The 22931-nt window shown below is 73.8% G+C and carries 19 protein-coding genes; 4 read left to right on the top strand and 15 right to left on the bottom strand.

Annotation, left to right across the window (positions count from 1 at the left end; translation table 11 throughout):
• Positions 1-39 precede the first annotated feature (39 nt).
• Positions 40-1773, top strand: coding sequence for a hypothetical protein (locus tag GXW83_RS05470; RefSeq protein WP_182441771.1), 1734 nt, complete (start codon positions 40-42; stop codon positions 1771-1773).
• 58 nt (positions 1774-1831) lie between these two features.
• On the opposite strand, the gene GXW83_RS05465 is transcribed toward GXW83_RS05470, so the two are convergent.
• On the bottom strand, positions 1832-2995 hold the full coding sequence (locus GXW83_RS05465; RefSeq protein ID WP_255431285.1) for an acyl-CoA dehydrogenase: 1164 nt from the start codon (positions 2993-2995) through the stop codon (positions 1832-1834).
• A gap of 177 nt (positions 2996-3172) precedes the next feature.
• Between GXW83_RS05465 and GXW83_RS05460 the strand changes: the two genes are divergently transcribed.
• The gene (locus GXW83_RS05460; protein ID WP_182441770.1) at positions 3173-4504 is read left to right on the top strand and encodes a UDP-glucose/GDP-mannose dehydrogenase family protein; all 1332 of its coding nucleotides are present in this window, start codon (positions 3173-3175) and stop codon (positions 4502-4504) included.
• A gap of 30 nt (positions 4505-4534) precedes the next feature.
• Here GXW83_RS05460 and GXW83_RS05455 read toward each other — a convergent pair whose 3' ends face one another.
• The 5 genes from GXW83_RS05455 to GXW83_RS05435 all read right to left on the bottom strand — a co-directional run bounded on the left by GXW83_RS05455 (position 4535) and on the right by GXW83_RS05435 (position 9994).
• Positions 4535-4951 carry a CoA-binding protein gene (locus GXW83_RS05455; protein WP_182441769.1) on the bottom strand — a complete coding sequence of 139 codons (417 nt, stop codon included), beginning with the start codon at positions 4949-4951 and terminating at the stop codon, positions 4535-4537.
• A 124-nt stretch (positions 4952-5075) separates the two neighbouring features.
• Positions 5076-6794, bottom strand: coding sequence for a methionine--tRNA ligase (gene metG, locus GXW83_RS05450; protein ID WP_182441768.1), 1719 nt, complete (start codon positions 6792-6794; stop codon positions 5076-5078).
• 190 nt (positions 6795-6984) lie between these two features.
• The gene (locus GXW83_RS05445; RefSeq protein ID WP_182441767.1) at positions 6985-8220 is read right to left on the bottom strand and encodes a dipeptidase; all 1236 of its coding nucleotides are present in this window, start codon (positions 8218-8220) and stop codon (positions 6985-6987) included.
• Positions 8221-8224: 4 nt separating this feature from the next.
• Positions 8225-8752 carry a 5-(carboxyamino)imidazole ribonucleotide mutase gene (gene purE / locus GXW83_RS05440; RefSeq protein ID WP_182441766.1) on the bottom strand — a complete coding sequence of 176 codons (528 nt, stop codon included), beginning with the start codon at positions 8750-8752 and terminating at the stop codon, positions 8225-8227.
• Positions 8753-8824: 72 nt separating this feature from the next.
• Positions 8825-9994 (bottom strand): 5-(carboxyamino)imidazole ribonucleotide synthase, encoded by a 1170-nt coding sequence (locus GXW83_RS05435; protein ID WP_182441765.1) that lies wholly within the window; start codon positions 9992-9994, stop codon positions 8825-8827.
• Between the two features lie 278 nt (positions 9995-10272).
• Here GXW83_RS05435 and GXW83_RS05430 point away from each other — a divergent pair, with 278 nt between their 5' ends.
• Positions 10273-10848: a GtrA family protein gene (locus tag GXW83_RS05430; RefSeq protein ID WP_182441764.1), complete on the top strand. Its 576-nt coding sequence runs from the start codon at positions 10273-10275 to the stop codon at positions 10846-10848.
• A 95-nt stretch (positions 10849-10943) separates the two neighbouring features.
• Here the strand turns inward: GXW83_RS05430 and GXW83_RS05425 are convergent, their stop codons facing one another.
• From GXW83_RS05425 to GXW83_RS05395, 7 genes are all read right to left on the bottom strand, one after another.
• Positions 10944-12191, bottom strand: coding sequence for a HAMP domain-containing histidine kinase (locus GXW83_RS05425; protein WP_182441763.1), 1248 nt, complete (start codon positions 12189-12191; stop codon positions 10944-10946).
• Between the two features lie 9 nt (positions 12192-12200).
• A complete protein-coding gene (locus tag GXW83_RS05420) occupies positions 12201-12875 on the bottom strand; it encodes a response regulator transcription factor (RefSeq protein ID WP_182441762.1) in 675 nt (224 codons plus the stop codon).
• Positions 12876-12923: 48 nt separating this feature from the next.
• A complete protein-coding gene (hutI, locus tag GXW83_RS05415) occupies positions 12924-14102 on the bottom strand; it encodes an imidazolonepropionase (protein ID WP_182441761.1) in 1179 nt (392 codons plus the stop codon).
• An 81-nt stretch (positions 14103-14183) separates the two neighbouring features.
• On the bottom strand, positions 14184-15536 hold the full coding sequence (locus tag GXW83_RS05410; protein WP_182441760.1) for a formimidoylglutamate deiminase: 1353 nt from the start codon (positions 15534-15536) through the stop codon (positions 14184-14186).
• Positions 15527-16717 carry an allantoate amidohydrolase gene (locus GXW83_RS05405; RefSeq protein WP_182447098.1) on the bottom strand — a complete coding sequence of 397 codons (1191 nt, stop codon included), beginning with the start codon at positions 16715-16717 and terminating at the stop codon, positions 15527-15529. Before GXW83_RS05405 ends, GXW83_RS05410 begins: the two co-directional genes overlap by 10 nt.
• 69 nt (positions 16718-16786) lie before the next feature.
• Positions 16787-18457: a urocanate hydratase gene (hutU, locus tag GXW83_RS05400; protein WP_182441759.1), complete on the bottom strand. Its 1671-nt coding sequence runs from the start codon at positions 18455-18457 to the stop codon at positions 16787-16789.
• A gap of 237 nt (positions 18458-18694) precedes the next feature.
• Positions 18695-19270 (bottom strand): hypothetical protein, encoded by a 576-nt coding sequence (locus GXW83_RS05395; protein ID WP_182441758.1) that lies wholly within the window; start codon positions 19268-19270, stop codon positions 18695-18697.
• A 268-nt stretch (positions 19271-19538) separates the two neighbouring features.
• On the opposite strand from GXW83_RS05395, the gene GXW83_RS05390 reads away from it, so the two are divergent.
• Entirely contained in the window at positions 19539-20126 is a 588-nt protein-coding gene (locus GXW83_RS05390) for an SH3 domain-containing protein (RefSeq protein WP_182441757.1), read from the top strand.
• Positions 20127-20160: 34 nt separating this feature from the next.
• Here the strand turns inward: GXW83_RS05390 and GXW83_RS05385 are convergent, their stop codons facing one another.
• The gene (locus tag GXW83_RS05385) at positions 20161-21054 is read right to left on the bottom strand and encodes a MurR/RpiR family transcriptional regulator (protein WP_182441756.1); all 894 of its coding nucleotides are present in this window, start codon (positions 21052-21054) and stop codon (positions 20161-20163) included.
• A 236-nt stretch (positions 21055-21290) separates the two neighbouring features.
• Complete coding sequence (gene hutH, locus GXW83_RS05380; RefSeq protein ID WP_182447097.1) at positions 21291-22838, bottom strand: histidine ammonia-lyase; 1548 nt, start codon at positions 22836-22838, stop codon at positions 21291-21293.
• Positions 22839-22931: the final 93 nt, after the last annotated feature.

The raw sequence follows: 22931 nt of genomic DNA, 5'->3' as shown, positions 1-22931 counted from the left end.
CTCCACCGACAGCACGAACCACCGAAAGGGAACCAACCCATGGCGAAGGGCTCCCCGCCCGCCGCGGGCCTGCCGCAGCGTCCCTCCCCGCGCTGGAGCCCGTCCTCGCCGGTCCCGGCCCGGCTGGCCCGGCGCTGGGGCCCGGCCGCCGGGGAGTGGGCCGTCGGCCTGGCCGTCGCCCTGCTGTTCACCTGGTGGGCGCGCACCGTCGACGACAACCCGGTGGTCCGCTCCGGGCAGATCGCCGGGCTGGCCGCCCTGCAGTTCCGGCTCGCCGTGCTGGGCATCCCGCTGCTGGCGCTGGTCGGCTGGGCCGTGGTGCGCGGCGGCGCCCGGCTCCGGGAGTGGGGCGTAAGGCTCGGCGCGGCCGGCGTCGCCGGGCTGGTCAGCGGATTCCTCGCGGGCGGCCAGGTGTTCATGCTGCGCGGCACGCCCTGGCCGATCAACGGCCTCGGCGGGGACACCGGCAGCCTGGACTACTGGGCCCAGTCGGTGGTCCGCACCGGAACCTTCCACAACGTCTACTCGCCGGGGATACCCCACCTGGTGGCCTGGCTGGCCGAGCAGTTCTACCACGGCAACGCCGGGCTGGTCTTCAAGCCGCTGCTGATCGTGCTGACCGCGCTGACCTGCCCGCTGGTGTACCTGGCCTGGCGGATGGTGCTGCGCCCGCTGCCCGCGCTGGGCGTCGCGGTGCTCTGCGGGGTGTCCCAGTACATGCCCTACAAGCAGTACAGCCCGCTGATCCTGCTGCTGCTGGTGCCGGTGATCGCCAAACTGGCGCAGTGGCTGCGCGGCTCGCCGGCCTTCACCGCCTGGGGCGCGGTGCTGCGCGGGGCCTGGCTGGGCGTCATGCTCGGCGTGCTGTTCATCACCTACTCCGGCTGGCACGTGTGGTCGTTCCCGGGCGCGGTCGTCCTGGTGCTGGCGCTGTTCCCGTGGCGGCGGGCCGGCGGGCGGGTGCGCGGGCTGCTGCTGCTCGGCGGCACCGCCGTGGCCTTCCTCGCCATCGGCGGCGACTACACGCTGAAGATGCTGGGCGCGAGCAACACCAAGGACCTCTGGTGCTCGCAGATCACCCTGACCCAGCCCGCCTACCTGGGCGAGCTGCCGTTCTCGGCGGTCAACTGGAACCAGCCGGGCGTCTTCCCCAACGTCGTCGGCACCTTCGCCGGCCTGGACTTCTGGACGGTCGCCATGATCGCCGGGCTGGGCCTGGCGGTCGCCCTCGGGCTGCGCCGCCCGGCCGTGCTGGGCCTGGTGGCCTGCTTCGGCGGCTCCTGGCTGCTGCGGTTCGGCTTCGCCGAGCGCATGGTCAGCGACCAGAACATCCGGCTGTTCCCGCACACCACCTTCGAGATCCAGTACACGCTGACCGCGCTGGCGGTCGTCGGCTGCGTCCTGGTCGCCGAGCGCCTCGGCGACCTCACCCGGGCCGTCGCCGCGCTGGCGTCGGAACGCGCCGCGGCCACCCCCGGCCTGCCCGCCCTGCCCCGACTGCCCGCCGTCCGCTTCACCGCCGTCGGCGCGCTGCTGGCCCTGCTGCTGGCCGGCGGCATGGCGGCCTCCGCCATCACCGACCAGTACCTGCCGGCCCCGCCCAGCGAGCACACCGGCGGCAGCCTCGCCTGGGCCGCCCACCAGCTCCGCAAGCCCGACGGCGCCTGCCCCCGCTACGCCCACAACGGCACGTGCACCGCCCCGCCCACCCCGCCGGAACCCCCCATGCCCACCACCGGCACCATCATCTGCCACCAACTCTGGGACGAGTGACGCGGACGACCCCCGGCATCGTGCCGGGGGTCGTCCTTCGTGCGGGGCGAAGCCGTGGCTACGGGAGGTTGCGGGCCATGACGATGCGCTGGACCTGGTTGGTGCCTTCGTAGATCTGGGTGATCTTGGCGTCGCGCATCATGCGCTCCAGCGGGTAGTCGCGGGTGTAGCCGTAGCCGCCGAGGAGCTGGACGGCGTCGGTGGTGATCTCCATGGCGGCGTCGGAGGCGAAGCACTTGGCGGCGGCGCCGAAGAAGGTCAGGTCGTTGTCGCCGCGCTGGGAGCGGGCGGCTGCCGCGTAGGTGAGCTGGCGGGCGGCCTCCAGCTTCATCGCCATGTCGGCGAGCATGAACTGGATGCCCTGAAACTCGGCGATGGCCTTGCCGAACTGCTTGCGTTCCTTGACGTAGCCGGAGGCGTAGTCGAGGGCGCCCTGGGCGATGCCGAGGGCCTGGGCGGCGATGGTGATGCGGGTGTGGTCCAGGGTCTTCATGGCGGTGGCGAAGCCGGTGCCCTCGGCGCCGATGATGCGGTCGGCGGGGATGCGCACGTTGTCGAAGTAAACCTCGCGGGTGGGCGAGCCCTTGATGCCGAGCTTCTTCTCCGGGGCGCCGAAGCTGACGCCCTCGTCGCCCTTCTCGACCACGAAGGCGGAGATGCCCTTGGAGCGCTTCTCCGGGTCGGTCACGGCCATGACCGTGTAGAACTCGCTGACACCGGCGTTGGTGATCCAGCGCTTGACGCCGTTGAGGACCCAGGAGTCGCCGTCGCGCACCGCGCGGGTCTTCATGCCCGCCGCGTCCGAGCCGGCGTCCGGCTCGGAGAGGCAGTACGAGAACATGCCCTCGCCGCGCGCCAGCGGGGCCAGGTACTTCTGCTTGAGCGCCTCGTCGCCGGAGAGGATCACCGGCAGCGAGCCGAGCTTGTTGACGGCCGGGATCAGCGAGGAGGACGCGCAGACCCGGGCCACCTCCTCGATGACGATGACGGTCGCCAGGGCGTCCGCGCCCGCGCCGCCGTACTCCTCGGGGACGTGGACGGCGTGCAGGTCGTTGGCGAGCAGCGCGTCGAGCGCCTCCTGCGGGAATCGGGCCTGCTCGTCGACCTCGGCCGCGAAGGGCCCGATCTTCGCCTCGGCGAGGGAGCGGACCGCGTCGCGGAGCATCTCGTGCTCCTCGGAGATCCGGAAAAGGTCGAAGTCTGCGGAACCGCTGGACGCCACGCGCCTCACCCCAGGTTATCTACTGTTAAGTAACATTCGGCTACATCTGAATTCTAAAGCTTCCGGGCCCTCCGCCGTCGCGTGACGTGCACAACAGGCCCCGGAGCCGGGCGTACGATCGCAGGGCCGGTCGCCCCGATCACCCGGCGTCACCGCCCGGCGGAAGGGACAGCAGCCATGAGGATCACCGTCATCGGCACCGGCTACCTGGGGGCCACCCACGCCGCCTGCATGGCCGAACTGGGCCACGAGGTGCTCGGCCTGGACATCCTGCCGGAGAAGGTCGCCGCGCTGTCCGCCGGGAACGTCCCGATGTACGAGCCGGGGCTGGAGGAGCTGCTGCGCGGCCACCTGGCCGGGATGGAGGGCTCCACCGGGCGGCTGCGGTTCACCACCTCCTGGGAGGAGGTCGGGGCGTTCGGCGAGGTCCACTTCGTCTGCACCAACACCCCCCAGCGGCGCGGCGAGTTCGCCTGCGACATGTCGTACGTGGAGTCCGCCTTCGACCTGCTGGCGCCGCACCTGGACCGGCCGGTCCTGGTCGTCGGGAAGTCCACGGTGCCGGTCGGCAGCGCGGACCGGCTGGCGCTGCGGCTGGCCGAGCGGGCACCGGCCGGGGAGGCGGCCGAGGTCGCCTGGAACCCGGAGTTCCTGCGCGAGGGCTACGCCGTCGAGGACACCCTGCACCCCGACCGGCTGGTCATCGGCGTCCGCAGCGACCACGCCGAGGAGGTGCTGCGCGAGCTGTACGCGCCGCTGCTGGAGCAGGGGACGCCGCTGGTGGTCACCGACTTCCCGACCGCCGAGCTGGTGAAGACCGCCGCCAACTCCTTCCTGGCGACCAAGATCTCCTTCATCAACGCCATGGCCGAGGTCTGCGAGGCGTCCGGCGCGGACGTCGTGCAGCTCTCCGGGGCGCTCGCCTACGACGCCCGCATCGGCGGCAGGTACCTCAATGCCGGGCTGGGCTTCGGCGGCGGCTGCCTGCCCAAGGACATCCGGGCGTTCATGGCCCGGGCCGGGGAGCTGGGCGCGGACCAGGCGCTGACCTTCCTGCGCGAGGTCGACTCGATCAACATGCGGCGGCGCTCGCGGATGGTGGAGCTGGCCCGGGAGCAGTGCGGCGGGGGCTTCCTCGGCCGCCGGGTCGCCGTCCTCGGCGCGGCCTTCAAGCCCGACTCGGACGACGTCCGCGACTCCCCCGCGCTGAACGTCGCCGGTCAGATCCAGCTCCAGGGCGCCCAGGTCACCGTCTACGACCCCAAGGCCATGGACAACGCCCGCAAGCTGTTCCCGTCGCTCTCCTACGCCGACAGCGCCCTGGAGGCCGCCGAGGGTGCGCACGTGGTGCTGCACCTCACCGAGTGGCAGGAGTTCCGGACGATGGACCCGGAGGCGCTGGGCCGGGTCGTCGGCGAGCGGCGGATCCTGGACGGGCGGAACGTGCTGGACCCGGTGGTGTGGCGCGGCGCGGGCTGGACCTACCGGGCCCTGGGCCGCCCGTCCTGAGCCAGGTGCGCGGCGGCGACGGCGGCCGGCTCAGGACGGTTCGGGCAGCAGCGGGATCTCGATGGCCGGGCAGCGGTCCATGACCATCTCCAGGCCGGCCGCCGTGGTGCGCGCGTAGGCGGCCTCGTCGACGACGCCCAGCTGGAACCAGACGGCCCGGGCGCCCGCCGCCACCGCCTGGTCGGCGACGGCCCCGGCCAGGCCGCTGTTGACGAACACGTCCACCACGTGGACCGGGAACGGCACCGCGTCCAGGCTCGGGTAGCCGGGCTCGCCGAGCACGGTCTCGGCCTTGGGGTGGACCGGGACGATCCGCTTGCCGTGGCGCTGGAGCACCCGGGCGACCCCGTAGGCGGCCCGCCGCTGGTTGTTGGACAGGCCGACCACCGCCCAGGTGTCGCCGGTGTCCTGAAGGATCCTGCGCACCGTCTCGTCGCTGCCGTACATGGCGTGCCTCCTCGCCGATCCGGACCGCATCCGACCCCGCCTGCTCTGACGGCTCAACGCGGCGCGCGGCCGGGGGAATTCCCCCGGCCGCGCGGCGGTCGTGCAGGTGGTGCAGGCGGTGGGCTCAGACCGCGTCGGCCGGCTCGCCGCCGAAGCGGGTGCGGTACTCCGCCAGGTCCTCGTCGGTGATCTTGGCGAAGAGCACCGGCGGGACGGTGAACGGCGTACCGGCCGGGACCAGGGCCAGCGCCCGGGCCTCGTCGGCGGTGATCCAGCTGCGGTCGTCGCTCTCCAGGGCGAAGGCCGAGCGCATGGCGGCGCTGCTGGCCGGGATGAACGGTTCGGAGACCACCGCGTACAGGTGGATCAGGTTCATCGCCGTGCGCAGCGTCAGCGCGGCGCCCTCCGGGTCGGCCTTGACCTCCAGCCAGGGGGCCTTCTCCTCCAGGTAGGAGTTGCCCGCGCTCCACAGCGCGCGCAGCGCCTGGGCGGCCTTGCGGAACTGCAGGGCGTCCAGCTGGCCCTCGTACTCGGCCAGCAGCTCGGCGGTCAGCGCGCCCAGCCGCTGCTCGGGCTCGCCCGGCTCGCGCCCGGCCGGGACCTCGTCGCCGAAGCGCTTGCGGGAGAAGGAGAGCACCCGGTTGACGAAGTTGCCGAGGGTGTCGGCCAGGTCCTTGTTCACCGAGGAGGTGAACAGCTCCCAGGTGAAGTTGGTGTCGTCCGACTCGGGGGCGTTGGCCATCAGGAAGTAGCGCCAGTAGTCGGCCGGGAGCAGCCCCAGCGCCGCGTCGGTGAAGACGCCGCGCTTCTGGCTGGTGGAGAACTTGCCGCCGTAGTAGTTCAGCCAGTTGAAGGACTTGAGGTAGTCGACCTTCTTCCAGGCATCACGGGTGCCCAGCTGGGTGGCCGGGAACATGACCGCGTGGAAGGGGACGTTGTCCTTGGCCATGAACTGGGTGTAGCGGACGGTGTCGTCGGCCTGGTACCACCAGGACTTCCAGTCGCCGTTGCCCGCGTCCGACCACTCCTTGGTGGCGCCGATGTACTCGATCGGGGCGTCGAACCAGACGTAGAAGACCTTGCCCTCGGCGGCCAGCTCCGGCCAGACGTCGGCCGGGACCGGGACGCCCCACTCCAGGTCGCGGGTGATCGAGCGGTCGTGCAGGCCCTCGGCCAGCCACTTGCGGGCGATCGAGGAGGCCAGGACCGGCCAGTCCCTGCCGTGCTCGTCCACCCAGGCCTCGACCTCGCCGGCCAGCTTCGACTGGAGCAGGAACAGGTGCCTGGTCTCGCGGACCTCCAGGTCGTCGCTGCCGCTGATGGCGGAGCGCGGCCCGACCAGGTCGGTCGGGTCCAGCACCCGGGTGCAGTTCTCGCACTGGTCGCCGCGCGCCTTGTCGTAGCCGCAGTACGGGCAGGTGCCGACGATGTAGCGGTCCGGCAGGAAGCGGCGGTCGGCGTTGGAGTAGACCTGCCGGATCGAGCGCTCCTCGATGAAGCCGTTGGCCTGCAGCTGCCGGGCGATGGCCTGGGTGATCTCGATGTTCTGCGGCGAGGAGCTGCGGCCGAAGTAGTCGAAGGACAGCCCGAAGCCGTCGTAGATCGCCTTCTGCGCGTCGTGCTGCTGGGCGCAGAACTCGGCGACCGGCAGCCCGGCCTCCTGCGCGGCGAGTTCGGCCGGGGTGCCGTGCTCGTCGGTCGCGCAGATGAAGAGCACCTCTTCGCCGCGCAGCCGCAGGTAGCGGCTGTAGACGTCCGCCGGGAGCATGGACCCGACCAGGTTGCCCAGGTGCTTGATCCCGTTGATGTAGGGAAGCGCGCTGGTGACCAGCTGGCGAGTCATCCTGGGATGCTCCGAATTCTCCGGCGGACACCGCGAGGGATGCCGCATGGGGTGGGTGTCGGGTCGGCCGAGAGGCCGCTGTCATCCTACCGCCGCTCCCCGCGCCCCCTGCGCCGCTGGTCAGCAGGCGGAACGGGGACGACGGGAAGGCCCACGGCGGACGCCCGGCGGGCACCCGTCCGGCCCGGCCTCAGCCCTCGGCGGGGTCCGTGCCGTCGAGCCGGCCGATGGTGGCGATCGAGGGCGGGGTGTCCCGCAGGCCCGCCGCCACGCTCTCGGCGTCGCGCAGCACCCGGACGGCGTTGCTCCAGGTCAGCTTGGAGAGGTCGGCCCGGGACCAGCCCCGGCCCAGGAGCTCGGCGATCAGGTTGGGGTAGCCGGAGACGTCCTCCAGGCCCTGCGGGGTGAAGGCCGTCCCGTCGTAGTCGCCGCCGATGCCGATGTGGTCGACGCCGGCGACCTCGCGCATGTGGTCGAGGTGGTCGGCGACGGTCGCCGCGGTGGCGGCCGGGCACGGCTCGGCGGCCTCGAAGGCGCGCTGCACCGCCATCGCCTCCGGCGTGGTGTCCAGCGGGTGCAGCCCGTGGGCGATCATGTTGGCGTCGGCGGCCCGGGTCCAGGCGATGGCCTCGGGCAGGATGAACTTGGGCACGAACGTCGCCATGGCCACCCCGCCGTTGCCGGGCAGCTGCTCCAGCACGTCGTCCGGGATGTTGCGGACGTGGTCGCAGACGGCGCGCGCCGAGGAGTGCGAGAACAGGACCGGCGCGCGGGTGACCCGCAGCGCCGCCCGCATGGTGTCGGCGGAGACGTGCGAGAGGTCCACCAGCATGCCGAGCCGGTTCATCTCCCGGACGACCTCCTCGCCGAAGCGGGTCAGCCCGCCCGCGACCGGCTCGTCGGTGGCGGAGTCCGCCCACGGCAGGTTGTCGTTGTGGGTGAGGGTCATGTACCGCACGCCCAGGGCGTACAGGGCGCGCAGGGTGGCGAGCGAACTGTTGATGGAGTGCCCGCCCTCGGCGCCCATCAGCGAGGCGATCCGGCCCTCGGCGCGGGCCGCCTCCATGTCGTCGGCGGTGAACGCCAGCCGCAGGTGCTCCGGGTAGCGCGCGGCCAGTGCCCGGACGCAGTCCATCTGCTCCAGGGTGCCGCTGACCGCCCGGTCCCCGGCGTAGTCGCTGCGCACGTACACCGACCAGAACTGCGCGCCCACGCCCCCGGCCCGCAGCCGGGCCAGGTCGGTGTGCAGGTAGGCGCTCTGGTCGGCGGCGATGTCGCGCCGGTCGAGGTCGTAGCCGACCTGGCCGCGCAGCGCCCAGGGCAGGTCGTTGTGACCGTCCACGACCGGGTACTCGGCGAGCAGCTCCCGGGCCCGGGCCAGGAGTTCGGGAGCACGGTCGGTGGCGGCGGCGGCAGGCCGGCTCACCCGCTCAGCCCCCGAAGCCGAAGGCGCTGCCGCCGCTGACCTTGGCCCGCAGCTTCTTGCCCTTGGCGGTGGCCTGGGCGTTCAGCTCCTGCTGGAAGGCGGCCATCCGCTCGGCCAGGTCGGCGTCGAAGGCGGCCAGCTGGCGGACGGCGAGCAGCCCGGCATTGCGCGCGCCGCCGACCGAGACGGTGGCGACCGGCACGCCCGCGGGCATCTGCACGATCGACAGCAGCGAGTCCATGCCGTCCAGGTACTTCAGCGGCACCGGCACGCCGATGACCGGCAGCGTGGTGACCGAGGCCAGCATCCCGGGCAGGTGGGCCGCGCCGCCCGCGCCCGCGATGATGGCCTTCAGGCCGCGCCCGGCGGCCTGCTCGCCGTAGGCGACCATCTCGCGCGGCATCCGGTGCGCGGACACCACGTCCACCTCGTAGGCGACCTCGAACTCGTCGAGTGCCTGTGCGGCGGCCTCCATCACCGGCCAGTCGGAATCGGACCCCATGACGATGCCGATCAGCGGCTGCTCGCTCATTCGCTGCTACCCCTCACGCTGGTACCCCTCAACTACGTACGTGGCCACTCGGCGCCGGTCGCCCGGCACCGGTCACTCGGTGATGTCGCCGCGCAGGTACGCGGCCGCGTGCCGGGCCCGCTCCCGGACGTCGTCCAAGTCGTCGCCGAACACGGTGACGTGGCCCACCTTACGTCCGGGCTTCACGTCCTTGCCGTACATGTGCACCCGCAGCCCGGGATCGCGGGCCATGCAGTGCAGGTAGGCGCGGTACATGTCGGGGTAGTCGCCGCCGAGGACGTTCACCATGACCGTCCAGCGGGCGCGCGGGCGCGGATCGCCGAGCGGCAGGTCCAGCACCGCCCGCAGGTGGTTCTCGAACTGCGAGGTCACCGCGCCGTCGATGGACCAGTGGCCGGAGTTGTGCGGGCGCATGGCCAGCTCGTTCACCAGGATGCGGCCGTCGCGGGTCTCGAACAGCTCGACCGCGAGGTGGCCGGTGATGTCCAGCTCGCCGGCGATGCGCAGCGCCAGCGCCTGGGCCTGCGCCGCCAGTTCCGGGCTCAGCTCGGGCGCGGGGGCGGTGACCTCGTGGCAGATGCCGTCCTTCTGCAGGGACTCGACCACCGGGTAGGCCACGGCCTGCCCGTGCGGGGAGCGGACGACGTCCGCCGCCAGCTCGCGGACGAAGTCCACCTTCTCCTCCGCGAGCACGGGCACGCCCGCGCGGAACGGCTCGGCGGCTTCGGCCTGGTCGTGGACGACCCACACGCCCTTGCCGTCGTAGCCGCCGCGGGTGGTCTTCAGCACCACCGGCCAGCCGCCGTCACCCTCGGCACCCTCGGCACCCTCGGCACCTTCGGCGGCGAAGGCGGCCACGTCGGCCGGGTCCGCGACCAGCCGGTGCCGGGGGCAGGGCACGCCGAGCGAGTCGAGCTTGGCCCGCATCAGCCCCTTGTCCTGCGCGAACACCAGCGCGTCCGGGCCGGGGCGGACGACGACGCCCTCGGCCTGGAGCGTCCGCAGGTGCTCGGTGGGGACGTGCTCGTGGTCGAAGGTGACCACGTCGCACCCAGCCGCGAACCGGCGCAGGGTGTCCAGATCCCGGTAGTCGCCGAGGACCACGTCACCGACGACCAGGGAGGCGGAGTCCTGCGGGGTGTCCGCCAGGAGCCGCGTCCTGATGCCGAGCGGGATCGCCGCCTGATGGGCCATACGGGCGAGCTGCCCGCCTCCGATGATGCCGACCGCTGGAAAAGTCACACCTGCAGGATATCCGGCTCCCGGGCGGCGGATTCCCGCAGGCCAGCCGCTGCCCGCACGGCCCCGCAAGGTAAGGGCGGCGGTGAAGCCCCGGCACCGGGCGGATGCTTCGGGTGGGTGGGCCGCCCCGGCTCCGACTACGCTGACGAGGTAGCGGGGCGTACGACCTATGGCTTGCTTGAGAGTCACATGAGATGTGCACGCCTCGGCCCCGCGCGGCGGTAGGTACGGGGCTAGCATGTCCAGCGCTCCCAGAGCCACCGAAGAGACGGACCCACATGAGCCCCAACGAGTCGGCACCCGCACCCGGCATCCTCCGCCGCCTGGCGAACGAGATGGCGAAGTTCGGTGTCGTCGGGATAGTCGGCGTGGTCATCCAGATGCTCGCGCTCACCGTGCTGCTGGACGTCATGCCGGGCGCGACCGTGCGGGCCAACATCATCGCCACGCTGATCGCCATCGGGACCAACTACATCGGCTACCGGTACTGGGTGTACCGCGACGCCGACGCGCAGACCCGGGCCCGCGAGATCACCCTGTTCCTGATCTTCAGCGGTTTCGGCCTGGTGATCCAGAACGCCGTGCTCTACGCCCTCACCTACGGCCTGGACCTGCACCAGAAGTCGCTGGCGCTGCTGTTCACCATGATCGGCATCGGCGTGGCCACGCTGTTCCGCTTCTGGGCGTACCGCACCTTCGTCTTCACCGGCGCGGGCTCCGTCACCCAGGCGGAGCAGATCCTGGCCGAGCAGGCGCCCGCCCCCGCGGCCGCGCCCGCCGCGCAGGCCGCCCCGGCCGAGCAGTTCGGCACCCCCGGGCCTGACGAGCGAGGCGCCCCCGGGCGCCGGGCCTGACGGGCGAGGCGCCCCCGGGAGCCGGGCTCAGTCCCCGACCTGGCGGCCGAGGCTGTGCCGCTCAGTCCCCGACCTGGCGGCCGAGGCTGTGCCGCTCAGTCCTCGACCTGGCGGCCGAGGAACAACGCGAACACCGGCGGCCGCTGGGACAGCAGGTCCAGTCGGCCGCCGTCCGCCTCGGCCAGGTCGCGGGCGACGGCCAGGCCGATGCCGGTCGAGTTGTGGCCGCTGACGGCGCGCTCGAAGACCCGCGCGCCCAGCTCACTGGGGACGCCCACGCCCTCGTCCTGCACCTCCAGCACCGCCGAGCTGCCGCGCACCCGGGTGCGGATGGTGACCGAGCCGTCCCCGTGCATCAGCGAGTTCTCGATCAGCGCCGCCAGCACCTGGGCGACCGCGCCCGGGGTGCCGATGGCCTGGATGCCGGGCGGCCCCTCCAGGTAGAGGGTGCGGCCGTAGCGGCGCAGCGCCGGGCGCCACTCCTCGACCTGCTGCTTGATCACCTCGTCCAGGTCGAAGGCGACCGCCGAGGCGTTGCGCTGGTCGCGGCTGTTGGTCAGCAGCCGCTGGACGACGTCGGTCAGCCGCTCCACCTGCACCAGGGCGATCGCGGCCTCCTCCCGGACGGTGTCCAGGTCGTCGGTCTCGGCGATCTCCTCCAGCCGCATGGACAGCGCCGTCAGCGGGGTCCGCAGCTGGTGCGAGGCGTCGGCGGCGAGCCGGCGCTCGGCGGTCAGCATCCGGGCGATCCGCTCGGCGCTGGAGTCCAGCACCTCGGCGACCCGGTCGAGCTCCACGATGCCGTAGCGGCGCTGGCGCGGCCGGGGGTCGCCGGAGCCGAGCCGCTCGGCGGTCTCGGCCAGGTCGACCAGCGGCTGCGCCAGCCGCCGGGACTGCCAGACCGCGAGCAGCGCGGCGGCCACCACCGTCAGCAGCGTGACGCCGACGAGCAGCAGCAGCATCGCCCGGATCTCGCGGTCCAGCGGCTGCCGGGACTGCTGCACCAGCGCCCGCTCGCCGTGGGCCCCGGTGGCCCGCGCGGTCAGCGGATCGTCCCCGGAGGGCCGGGTGCCCAGGACGATCGGCGCCTGCCCGGGGACGGTCACCACGGCGTAGCGCTGGGCGTTCTGGTCGGCCAGGCCGGACAGCGACTCGGAGTCGATGGGCTCGCCCGCGACGATCCGGTTCTCCACCACGCCGACGAGGTGCTGCGCCTCCGCGGTGACCAGCCCCTGGGCGTTGCCCTCGATGCTGCGCTTCTCGACCAGCCCGAGCGGCACGCAGAACAGCGCCACCACGACCAGGACGACGGACAGCGTGGCGTTGATCAGCCTGCGCTTCACGGAACCGGCTCAGCTCTTCTCGAAGCGGAAGCCGACGCCGCGGACGGTGGTGATGTAGCGGGGGCTGGCGGCGTCGTCGCCGAGCTTCTTGCGGAGCCAGGAGATGTGCATGTCGAGGGTCTTGGTCGAGGTCCACCAGGTGGTGTCCCAGACCTGGCGCATGATCTGCTCGCGGGTGACGACCCGGCCGGCGTCCCGGACCAGGACCCGGAGCAGTTCGAACTCCTTGGCGGAGAGCTGGAGTTCCTCCTCGCCGATCCAGGCCCGGTGCGACTCGATGTCGATCTTGACGCCGTGCGCGCCGGTGGTGAGGTCCACGCTGCCGCGGCGCAGCAGGGCCCGGACCCGGGCCAGCAGCTCGGCCAGGCGGAAGGGCTTGGTGACGTAGTCGTCGGCCCCGGCGTCCAGGCCGACGACGGTGTCGACCTCGTCGGCGCGGGCGGTGAGCACCAGCACCGGGAAGCCGTGGCCCTCGGCGCGCAGCCGTCGGCAGACCTCCAGGCCGTCCATGCCGGGCAGCCCGAGGTCCAGGACCAGCAGGTCGATGTTGCCGCCCTCGAGGCCGGCTTCGAGCGCGGACGGGCCGTCCTCGCGTACCACGACCTCGTAGCCCTCCCGGCGGAGCGCGCGTGCCAGCGGCTCCGAGATGGCGATGTCGTCCTCGGCGAGCAGTACACGGGTCATGCGCTGATCGTAGTGCGCCGGAGCTGCCGCTCCGTCGAACAGGGCGGTTCAGACCTCGCGGACACCGGCCCGCCAGACCGCCGAGACCAGCGGGACGCCGGGCCGGTAGGCGAGGTGGACGTGCGAGGGGGCGTCCAGCAGGGCCAGATCGGCGCGGGCGCCCACGGCGACCCGGCCCACGTCGGTGCGGCGCAGGGCGGCGGCGCCGCCCGCCGTGGCGGCCCACAGCGCCTCGTCCGGGGTCATCCCCATCTCGCGGACGGCGACGGCGATGCAGAACGGCACGGAGGTGGTGAAGCTGGAGCCGGGGTTGCAGTCGGTGGACAGGGCCACGGTCGCGCCCGCGTCCAGCAGCCGGCGCGCGTCCGGGTAGACGGCGCGGGTGGAGAACTCCGCGCCGGGCAGCAGCGTGGCCACCGTGTCCGAGGAGGCCAGGGCAGTGACGTCGGCGTCGCCGAGGTGGGTGCAGTGGTCGGCGGAGGCGGCCCCCAGCTCGACCGCCAGCTGCACGCCGGGGCCCTCGGTGAGCTGGTTGGCGTGGACCCGCGGCACCAGGCCGCGGGCGGCTCCGGCGGCGAGCACGGCCCGGGCCTGGTCGCCGTCGAAAGCGCCGCGCTCGCAGAAGACGTCCACCCAGCGGGCGTGCGGCGCGCAGGCGTCCAGCATCGGGCCGGTGACCAGGTCGACGTAGCCGGCCGGGTCGTCGGCGTACTCGGGGGCGACGACGTGCGCCCCCAGGTACGTCACCTCGTCGGTGTGACGTCCGGCCACGCGCAGCGCCCGGGCCTCGTCCTCGACGGTGAGGCCGTAGCCGGACTTGCACTCCAGCACGGTGGTGCCCTGGCGCAGGGCCTCGCGGACGAAGCGGGCCACGTTGGCGTCCAGCTCGGCGTCGGTGGCGGCGCGGGTGGCGGCGACGGTGGTGCGGATGCCGCCGGCGGTGTACGCCCGGCCGGACATCCGGGCGTTGAACTCGGCGGTGCGGTCCCCGGCGAAGACCAGGTGCGCGTGGGAGTCCACGAAGCCCGGGACGACGGCCCGGCCCCCGGCGTCCACCGCCTCGTCGGTGCCCTCCGGCGCGGAGCGGGCCGCGCCCACCCAGGCGACCCGGTCGCCCTCGACGACCACCGCGGCGTCGGTCAGCAGGCCCAGCGGCGAGCCGTCCACGGCCGGGTCGTTGGTGACCAGGCTGCCGATGTTGGTGAGGAGGGTGCTGCGGCGGCTCATGGATCGCTCCGGGGTGGGGGGTGGCGGTCGGTCCGGCGCGGGCGCCGGTGCTGCTGCGCGGTCGGAAGGCCGGGCGGTCGGTCAGACCGTCACGGCGGCGATCGCGGCGGCGAGGGCCTCGCCGACGGCGGGGACGGTGGCGTGGACGCCGTCGCGGACGACCGTGCGCCCGCCGACCACGACATCGCGCACGTCGGAGGCGGTGGCGGCGAACACCGCCGTCTCGGCGCCGAGCACCGGGGCCGGGCCTGCCGTGCGCGGGGTGTCCAGGGCGACGGTGCAGAAGTCGGCCAGCGCGCCCGCGGCGAGCCGTCCGGCCTCGGGCCAGCCGAGGGAGGCATGGCCGTCCTCGGTCGCGGCGCGCAGCAGCGCCGCCGCCGTCCAGTGGCCGCGCTGCTGGGTGGCCAGCCGCTCGTTCAGCTCCAGGGCGCGGGCCTCCTCGAACGGGTCGACCACGGCGTGGCTGTCGCTGCCGAGCGAGATGGCGCAGCCGTCGTGGGCGAGCCGCCGGGCCGGGCCGATGCCGTCGGCGAGGTCGCGTTCGGTGGTCGGGCACATGCAGATGACCGTGGAGGAGGCGCTGAGCAGGTGGATGTCGGCGTCGGTGAGGTGGGTGGCGTGGACGGCGGAGGTGCGCGGCCCCAGCACGCCGTGCGCGGCCAGCAGCTGGGTCGGGGTGACCCCGTGCGCGGCCAGGCAGGCGTCGTTCTCGGCGACCTGCTCGGAGAGGTGGACGTGGAGCGGGGCGCGGCGCTCGTCGGCCCAGGCGGCGACGGTGGCCAGCTGGTCGGCCGGGACGGCGCGCACGGAGTGCACGGCCGCGCCCACCCGGGCGTGCGCGCGGGGCTTGAGCTCGCCGGCGCGCGCCGCCCAGGCGTCGGCGTCGCCGTCGCTGAACCGCTGCTGGTGCTGGTTGGGGGGCTCGCCGAAGCCCGCCGAGAGGTAGCAGGTGTCGAGCAGGGTGATCCGGATCCCGGCCCGGGCGGCGGCCTCGATCAGCGCCTCGCCCATGGCGTTGGGGTCCTGGTAGCGGCGGCCGCCGGAGCCGTGATGCAGGTAGTGGAACTCGCCGACGGCGGTGATCCCGGCCAGGGCCATCTCCGCGTAGGCGGCGGTGGCCAGCGCCAGGTAGCTGTCCGGGTCGAGCCGGTCGGCCACCCGGTACATGGCGTCCCGCCAGGTCCAGAAGGTGCCGCTGCCGACCTGGACGGAGCCGCGCAGGGCCCGGTGGAAGGCGTGCGAGTGGGCGTTGGCCATGCCGGGCAGGGCCAGGCCGGTGAGCACGGCGGCCCCGGCGGGGGCCGGGCCGCTGTCGGGGGTGACGGCGGTGATCCGGCCGTCCGCGACGGTGATCAGGACGTCCCGTTCGACGACCGGGTCGATCCAGGCGTACGGGGCCCAGAACGAGCCGTCCGGCTGCGCGGCTACCTGCATGTCAGCTCCTCCAGGACGTCGGCCAGGGCGGCGACCCCGGCCAGGCAGTCGGTCTCGGCGGCGCTCTCGCTGGGCGAGTGCGAAACCCCGGTGGGGTTGCGGACGAACAGCATGGCGGTGGGCACCACGGCGGAGAGGATGCCCGCGTCGTGGCCCGCGCCGGTCGGCAGTACCGGGGTGCCCGGGCCGAGCCGGGCGGCGAGCCGGTCGCGCAGCGGCGCGTCGAAGTCGACCACCGGCGTGTAGGACTCGCGGACCACCTCGGCGCGCACGCCGTCGCGCTCGGCGCGCTCGCGGGCGGCCTGGGCGATCTCCTCGACCAGCGCGGTCAGGGTGGCCTCGTCGGCGGCGCGGGAGTCCAGCCAGCCGCGCACCAGCGAGGCGATGGCGTTGGTGCCGTTGGGCTCGACGGCGACCTTGCCGAAGGTGGCCAGCGCGCCGTGCAGCCGGGCCTTCTTGCGGGCCGCGAGGACGGTGGTGGCGTAGCTCAGCATGGGGTCGCGGCGGTCCTCCAGGCGGGTGGTGCCCGCATGGTTGGCCTCGCCGTGGAAGTCGAACCGCCAGCGGCCGTGCGGCCAGATCGCCGAGGCGACCCCCACCGGGTGCGGGGTGTCCGCCAGGAACCGGCCCTGCTCGACGTGGAGTTCGACGTACGCGGCGACCCGGGACAGCCGCTCGGCGTCCTCGCCCAGGGTCGACGGGTCCTGCCCGGCCGCCTCCATGGCGTCGGGCAGCCGCACGCCCTGGGCGTCCCGCAGCGCGTACGCCTGATCCTGCGCCAGCACACCTGCGCTGAGCCTCGATCCGACGCAGGCGACGCCGAAGCGGGCGCCCTCCTCGTCCACGAAGTTGGTGAGCGCCAGCGGGCGCACGGGAGTTGCCCCGCGCTCCAGCAGGGCGTCCAGCGCCGCGAACGAGGAGACCACGCCCAGCGGGCCGTCGTAGGCGCCGCCGTCCGGCACCGAGTCCAGGTGCGAGCCGGTGACGATGGCGCCCTCGCCGTGCGGATCGCCGTACCAGGCCCACTGGTTGCCGTTGCGGTCCACCTCGTAGGCCAGGCCGCGGGCGGCGGCCTGCTCGGCGAACCAGGCCCGGCACTCGGCGTCGGCGGAGGTCCAGGCGTGCCTGCGGTAGCCGCCGGACGCGTCGTAGCGCCCGGCGGGGAGCAGCTCGGCCCACATCCGGCGGTAGCCGTCGGCGGCCGGGCCGAGCTGCTCCTCCCACGGCGCGGGAGCCCTGTCGGTCACGTCTTACTCGCCCTCGCGCATCGGGACGCGCACGCCGCGCTCGGTGGCGACGTCGGCGGCGATGTCGTAGCCGGCGTCCACGTGCCGGATGACGCCCATGCCGGGGTCGTTGGTGAGCACCCGGCGGATCTTCTCGCCGGCCAGCGCGGTGCCGTCGGCGACGGTGACCTGCCCGGCGTGGATGGAGCGGCCGATGCCGACGCCGCCGCCGTGGTGGATGGAGACCCAGGACGCGCCGGAGGCGACGTTGACCATGGCGTTGAGCAGCGGCCAGTCCGCGATCGCGTCGGAGCCGTCGAGCATGGCCTCGGTCTCGCGGTAGGGGGAGGCGACCGAGCCGCAGTCGAGGTGGTCGCGGCCGATGACCAGCGGCGCGGAGACGGTGCCGTCGGCGACCATCTGGTTGAAGCGCTCGCCGGCCTTGTCGCGCTCGCCGTAGCCGAGCCAGCAGATGCGGGCGGGCAGGCCCTGGTAGTGGACGCGCTCGCCGGCCATCTTCATCCAGCGGGCCAGCGACTCGTTCTCCGGGAACAGCTCCAGGATGGCCTTGTCGGTGGCGGCGATGTCCTTGGGGTCGCCGGAGAGCGCGGCCCAGCGGAACGGGCCCTTGCCCTCGCAGAACAGCGGCCGGATGTAGGCGGGGACGAAGCCGGGGAAGTCGAACGCCCGGGTGTAGCCGGCCAGCTTGGCCTCGCCGCGGATGGAGTTGCCGTAGTCGAAGACCTCGGCGCCCTTGTCCTGGAAGCCGACCATGGCCTCGACGTGCCTGGCCATGGACTCGCGGGCGCGGTCGGTGAACTCGGCCGGCTTCTCGACGGCGTAGGAGGCCATGTCGGCGAAGTCGACGCCGACGGGCAGGTAGGCCAGCGGGTCGTGGGCGCTGGTCTGGTCGGTGACGATGTCGATCGGCGCGTCCATCGCCAGCAGCTGCGGGACAAGCTCGGCGGCGTTGCCGAGCAGGCCGATGCTGAGCGGCTTGCGCTGGTCGCGGGCCTCGACGGCCAGCTCCAGGGCGTGCTTGAGGTTCTTGGCCTCGACGTCCAGGTAGCGGTGCTCGATCCGGCGGGTGATCCGGGACTGGTCGCAGTCGATGCAGATGGCGACGCCGTCGTTCATGGTGACCGCGAGCGGCTGGGCGCCGCCCATGCCGCCGAGGCCGGCCGTCAGGGTGATCGTCCCGGCCAGGGTGCCGTTGAACTTCTTGGCGGCGACGGCGGCGAAGGTCTCGTAGGTGCCCTGGAGGATGCCCTGGGTGCCGATGTAGATCCAGGAGCCGGCGGTCATCTGCCCGTACATGGTCAGGCCGAGGTGCTCCAGGCGGCGGAACTCCTCCCAGTTGGCCCAGTCGCCGACCAGGTTGGAGTTGGCCAGCAGCACCCGCGGGGCCCACTCGTGGGTCTGCATCACGCCGACCGGGCGGCCGGACTGGACCAGCATGGTCTCGTCCTGCTTGAGCGTCTCCAGGGTGCGGACCATGGCGTCGAAGGAGCGCCAGTCGCGGGCGGCCTTGCCGGTGCCCCCGTAGACGACGAGCTTGTCGGGGTGCTCGGCGACCTCGGGGTCGAGGTTGTTCATGAGCATCCGCAGCGCGGCCTCCTGCTGCCAGCCCTGCGTGGTGAGCGCGGTGCCCCGCGCAGCCCGAACCGTGCGCGGGCCGCTCTGCTGCTGCGTCATGACTCTCCCGACCTCCTCATGGATACATCCATTCAGTCTTGCGTCCCTTGAAGATACTCAATCATCGGGGACGCCGCCAGAGCCGGATGGCGGCTTATGGTGTTCTTCATACAGATATGGACGATATGCCGTTCGAAGCGCCCGTGCTGCGGCGCGCGCCTGCGGGGCGGGGCAGGACGCGGTGCGGGCGCACCCCGGAGCCCTCCCGGTGGTGCGCCCGCCGCCCGTCGGACCGGTCTAGCCCCGGGCGTAGCGCCGGGCCGCTCCGCGCACCACCGGGCGGACGTAGCCGGCCGCCGGGCCGGTGAAGGCCAGCTCGCCGATCCGGCTGCGGCGGCCGAGCAGCCGGCCGTCCTCGGTGCGGGCCCACAGCAGCGTCTCGTGGGCGCGCTCCCAGCGGGCCTGCGACCACACCGCCAGCTGCATGCCGAAGCCGTAGCCGAAGACCAGCAGGCCCGCGGCCGGACCGGCGACCAGGCCGAGCGCGCAGGTCAGCATCGCGCCGAGGAGCAGCCACAGGCTGTTCATCCGGGCCATCCGCAGCCGGGTCTCGCGCGGCGGCTCCAGCGTGACGGCGAACGGCGCCTTGGCCGCCTCCCGCGCGCGCCGGGCGTACCAGCGGCGGCGGCCCAGCAGCCCGCCGAGCGCGGCGAGGACGAACAGGCCGATGCCGATCAGCCCGCCGTGCCGGCGGCCGGTCAGGGTCGGCTCCAGCAGCCCTGCCGCCGCGCCGACCAGCCCGGCCCACATCAGCGCGCGGGCGACAGCGCCGCGGATGACCACCACCCGGGCCCGCGCATACGTACCACGCATCCCTGACCTCCTGACGTATGGAAGCTCTCGCTGTGCCTGCAACTGGCGGGACCTTAGCCCCGATCCGTGAGAACCGGGTGAAACCCGCAACCGGCGTGGCGCCGGGGGCGCGTGGGGCCCGTGGGGCGCGCACCGGAGGCCGGGAGGGGCGCTCCCGGGGGCCGCGCGCCCGGCGATTCGGGTGAACCGGCCGGGCTACGGGCATCACCGGTCGGCCCCGGCAGTTCTCCTGGCGGAGACCGTTCGTCGTCACGGGAGAGTTGAAGCCATGTCAGATGTCCGACTGCGTCTGGTCGCCGCCCCGGCGCTCACCGCGGCAGCGTTCGCGGTGCTGGCCGCCCTCGCCGGGCCCGCGGCGGCGGCCGCCCCGGCCCCCGGCTCCGACCAGGCCACCGCACAGGCCGCGCAGAGCGTCTCGCAGAACGAGGCCGGGCTGGCCGCGCAGGACGCCGGGCAGACGGCGGGGCGCACCACCGGGGCCGCCCCGCACGCCGACGCGGCGCGGCTGGCCGACGTCCACGGCGTGGGCCTGCTCGGGCTGGGCAGCGCGGGCACCCGCAGCCTGCCGGAGCCCGCGGTCCGGCAGCGGGGCCTGCCCGGGCGCATCGTCCGCCCGTACGGGGTGCCGCTGTACGCGCTGCCGCTGCACGCCCGTCCGGACGGCGCCTCGGCGGTCGTCGGGCGGCTGGACCGGGGGGACCGCTTCACCACCCGCCAGAGCAGCGGCGGCTGGACGTTCATCCACGACCGCACCAGCCGGGCGGAGGGCTGGGTGCACTTCGCCCACCCGCACCACACCGCCCCGGCCGGGCGCCTCCCGCTGCGCCTGCCCGACGCCGCCCCCGGCCACGACTGAGGCGGCACGCGGGGCAGGCCGGGCGGCGGCGGCCTCAGCCGACGAACAGGCCCCGGGAGGCGGCCGCCGTCTCGAACGCCTCCAGCCGGGCCACCGAGTCCGGCAGCTCGTCGCACATGGCCTGGAGCAGCACCCGGCCCAGCATCATCGGCGCGCAGGCGGTGTCGAAGACCAGGCTGGAGCCGACGGCGGCGGGCAGCATCAGGTCGGTCAGCTCGGCGACCGGCGCGAACGCGCTGTCCGCGACGGTGATCACGGTCAGGCCCGCCCGCTTGGCGGCGCTCAGCATCTCGACCAGCTCGCGCGGGTGGCGCGGCAGCGCGAAGCAGATCAGCGTGGTCGCACCCGCCTGGACGGCCTGCTCGATCCGGTCCAGCGCCATGGTGCCGCCCTCGGCCAGCAGCCGGACATCGGGGTGGACCTTGGCCGCGAAGTAGGCGAAGCCGTGCGCCTGGGCCGAGGCGGCGCGCAGGCCCAGCACCACCAGTGGGCGCGAGGCCGCCAGCAGCCTGGCCGCCTGCAGCACCGGCTCGGGGTCGGCCAGCACCGCCGCCAGGTGCTGCAGGTTGGCGATCTCGGAGAGCACCGCCTGCTGCTGCTCGTTGCGGACGGCGTCGCGCGCCGTCTCCTGCCCGTTGCCGGGGTCGCCGGGATCGGCCGGCCCCAGCTCGCGCAGCCGGCGGCGCAGCGCCGGGTAGCCGTCGAAGCCCAGCGCCACCGCGAAGCGGGTCACCGAGGGCTGGCTGACGCCCGCCAGCTCGGCCACCTCGACGCTGGAGAGGAACGGGGCGTCGGCGGCGTGCCGGACCAGGCAGTGGGCGATGCGCCGCTGCGTGGGCGTCAGCCGGTGCCCGTCGAACAGGCTGAGCAGCCGCCCGGACGGCCCCGGGGTGACGCCCTCGGCGATGGCGGGCGGTGTCGCACTCATCGTCGGACACCCTGCCTTTCACTTGGCTGGAGCACGGTGACGGGAGCGCGTCGGCCGGAGCACGCCGGCGGGAGCACGTCGGCCGGAGCCGCCTGTCGAGCGCTCATGGGCTGCGACTCTGCATGAGCCCATGCAGAGTCGGCAAGTGGCGTCCACACCCTGATCCGTCGGCCGGGCACCCGGGCGGGCGCCCGGCCGACGGAAGGGGCGGGGACGAAGGACCGGACCGGCCGGTCTCAGGCCAGGCGGCCGGTGACCGCCTCGACGGCCGCGACCAGGCCGCCGCCGGCGACCAGCCGGGCGGCGGCCTCCAGGTCGGGGGCGAGGAAGCGGTCGGTGCCGGGGCCGGCCACGCCGGCCGCGCGGGCGGCCTCGACGGCGGCGGCGGTCGCCGGGGCGAGCGGGCCGCTGCCCAGGGCGAGCCGGATGTCCAGGGCCCGGGCGGAGGCGGTCAGCTCGACGGCCAGGATGCGGGCCAGGTTGTCCACGGCCGTCCGCAGCTTGCGCGCGGCGGACCAGCCCATGGAGACGTGGTCTTCCTGCATGGCCGAGGAGGGGATGGAGTCCACCGAGGCCGGGTTGGCCAGCCGCTTGTTCTCGCTGACCAGCGCGGCCTGGGTGTACTGGGCGATCATCAGCCCGGAGTCCAGGCCGGGGTCGTCCGCCAGGAACGGCGGCAGGCCGTGCGAGCGGTTCTTGTCCAGCAGCCGGTCGGTGCGGCGCTCGGCGATGGAGCCGAGGTCGGCGGCGGCGATGGCGAGGAAGTCCAGCACGTAGGCGACCGGCGCGCCGTGGAAGTTGCCGTTGGACTCGACCCGGCCGTCGGGCAGCACCACCGGGTTGTCGACGGCGGAGGCCAGCTCGCGGTCGGCGACCAGCTCGGCGTGGGCGAGGGTGTCCCGGCCCGCGCCGGCGACCTGCGGGGCGCAGCGGATGGAGTAGGCGTCCTGGACGCGCGGCGCGTCGTCCTGGTGGTGGCCGGTCAGCCCGGAGCCCTGGAGCACCTTGAGCATGTTGGCGGCGCTGGCGGCCTGGCCCGGGTGCGGGCGGATGGCGTGCAGCTCGGGCTGGAGCACCTTCTCGGTGCCCAGCAGCGCCTCCAGCGACATGGCGGCGGTGATGTCGGCGGTGGTGAACAGCCGGGCGAGGTCGGCGATGGCCATGACCAGCATGCCGAGCATGCCGTCGGTGCCGTTGATGAGGGCCAGGCCCTCCTTCTCGGCCAGCTCGACCGGGGTGATCCCGGCCTCGGACAGCAGCTCGCCGGCCGGGCGGACCACACCGTCCGGGCCGTACGCCTCGCCCTCGCCCATCAGGGTGAGCGCGCAGTGCGACAGCGGCGCCAGGTCGCCGGAGCAGCCGAGCGAGCCGAACTCGCGCACGACCGGGGTGATGTCGGCGTTGAGGATGGCGGCCATGGTCTCGGCGACGACCGGACGGACGCCGGTGCGGCCCGAGGCCAGGGTCTTCAGCCGCAGGAACATCAGCGCGCGGGTGACCTCCCGCTCGACCTGCGGGCCCATACCGGCCGCGTGCGAGCGCACCAGCGAGCGCTGCAGCTGGGCGCGCAGGGGGCGGTCGATGTGGCGCACGGCGAGGGCGCCGAAGCCGGTCGACACGCCGTAGACGGGGCGCGGCTCGGCCGCGAGGGCGTCGATGCGGGCACGGGAGCCCGCCATCTCGGCGAGGGCGTCCTCGGAGAGGGTGATCCGGGCGTTGCCGCGGGCGACGGCGATCACATCGGCCGGGGCGACGTTGGCCTTGCCGACGACGAGGGAGTCCACAGTGTCATCCACCACGTTGTGCATATCCATATACCGAATCAGATCAAATGAATGGCTGTATGACAACCGGCCTGCGCAGGTGCCGTGCACCAC

It is taken from the genome of Streptacidiphilus sp. PB12-B1b, assembly GCF_014084125.1.
In the GTDB taxonomy this organism is placed as follows: domain Bacteria; phylum Actinomycetota; class Actinomycetes; order Streptomycetales; family Streptomycetaceae; genus Streptacidiphilus.
The sequence above is the reverse complement of the archived record's forward strand: the minus strand, read 5'-3'. Positions and strand labels throughout refer to the sequence as shown.

Bases quoted from the DNA above. Each gene is read 5' to 3' on its own strand.
- GXW83_RS05410 (WP_182441760.1), bottom strand. From the start codon at position 15,536: ATGCAGGTAGCCGCGCAGCCGGACGGCTCGTTCTGGGCCCCGTACGCC.
- GXW83_RS05460 (WP_182441770.1), top strand. From the start codon at position 3,173: ATGAGGATCACCGTCATCGGCACCGGCTACCTGGGGGCCACCCACGCC.
- purE (WP_182441766.1), bottom strand. From the start codon at position 8,752: ATGAGCGAGCAGCCGCTGATCGGCATCGTCATGGGGTCCGATTCCGAC.
- GXW83_RS05455 (WP_182441769.1), bottom strand. From the start codon at position 4,951: ATGTACGGCAGCGACGAGACGGTGCGCAGGATCCTTCAGGACACCGGC.
- metG (WP_182441768.1), bottom strand. From the start codon at position 6,794: ATGACTCGCCAGCTGGTCACCAGCGCGCTTCCCTACATCAACGGGATC.
- hutI (WP_182441761.1), bottom strand. From the start codon at position 14,102: ATGAGCCGCCGCAGCACCCTCCTCACCAACATCGGCAGCCTGGTCACC.
- hutU (WP_182441759.1), bottom strand. From the start codon at position 18,457: ATGACGCAGCAGCAGAGCGGCCCGCGCACGGTTCGGGCTGCGCGGGGC.
- GXW83_RS05470 (WP_182441771.1), top strand. From the start codon at position 40: ATGGCGAAGGGCTCCCCGCCCGCCGCGGGCCTGCCGCAGCGTCCCTCC.
- GXW83_RS05390 (WP_182441757.1), top strand. From the start codon at position 19,539: ATGTCAGATGTCCGACTGCGTCTGGTCGCCGCCCCGGCGCTCACCGCG.
- GXW83_RS05405 (WP_182447098.1), bottom strand. From the start codon at position 16,717: ATGTGGGCCGAGCTGCTCCCCGCCGGGCGCTACGACGCGTCCGGCGGC.
- GXW83_RS05385 (WP_182441756.1), bottom strand. From the start codon at position 21,054: ATGAGTGCGACACCGCCCGCCATCGCCGAGGGCGTCACCCCGGGGCCG.
- GXW83_RS05430 (WP_182441764.1), top strand. From the start codon at position 10,273: ATGAGCCCCAACGAGTCGGCACCCGCACCCGGCATCCTCCGCCGCCTG.
- GXW83_RS05395 (WP_182441758.1), bottom strand. From the start codon at position 19,270: ATGCGTGGTACGTATGCGCGGGCCCGGGTGGTGGTCATCCGCGGCGCT.
- GXW83_RS05420 (WP_182441762.1), bottom strand. From the start codon at position 12,875: ATGACCCGTGTACTGCTCGCCGAGGACGACATCGCCATCTCGGAGCCG.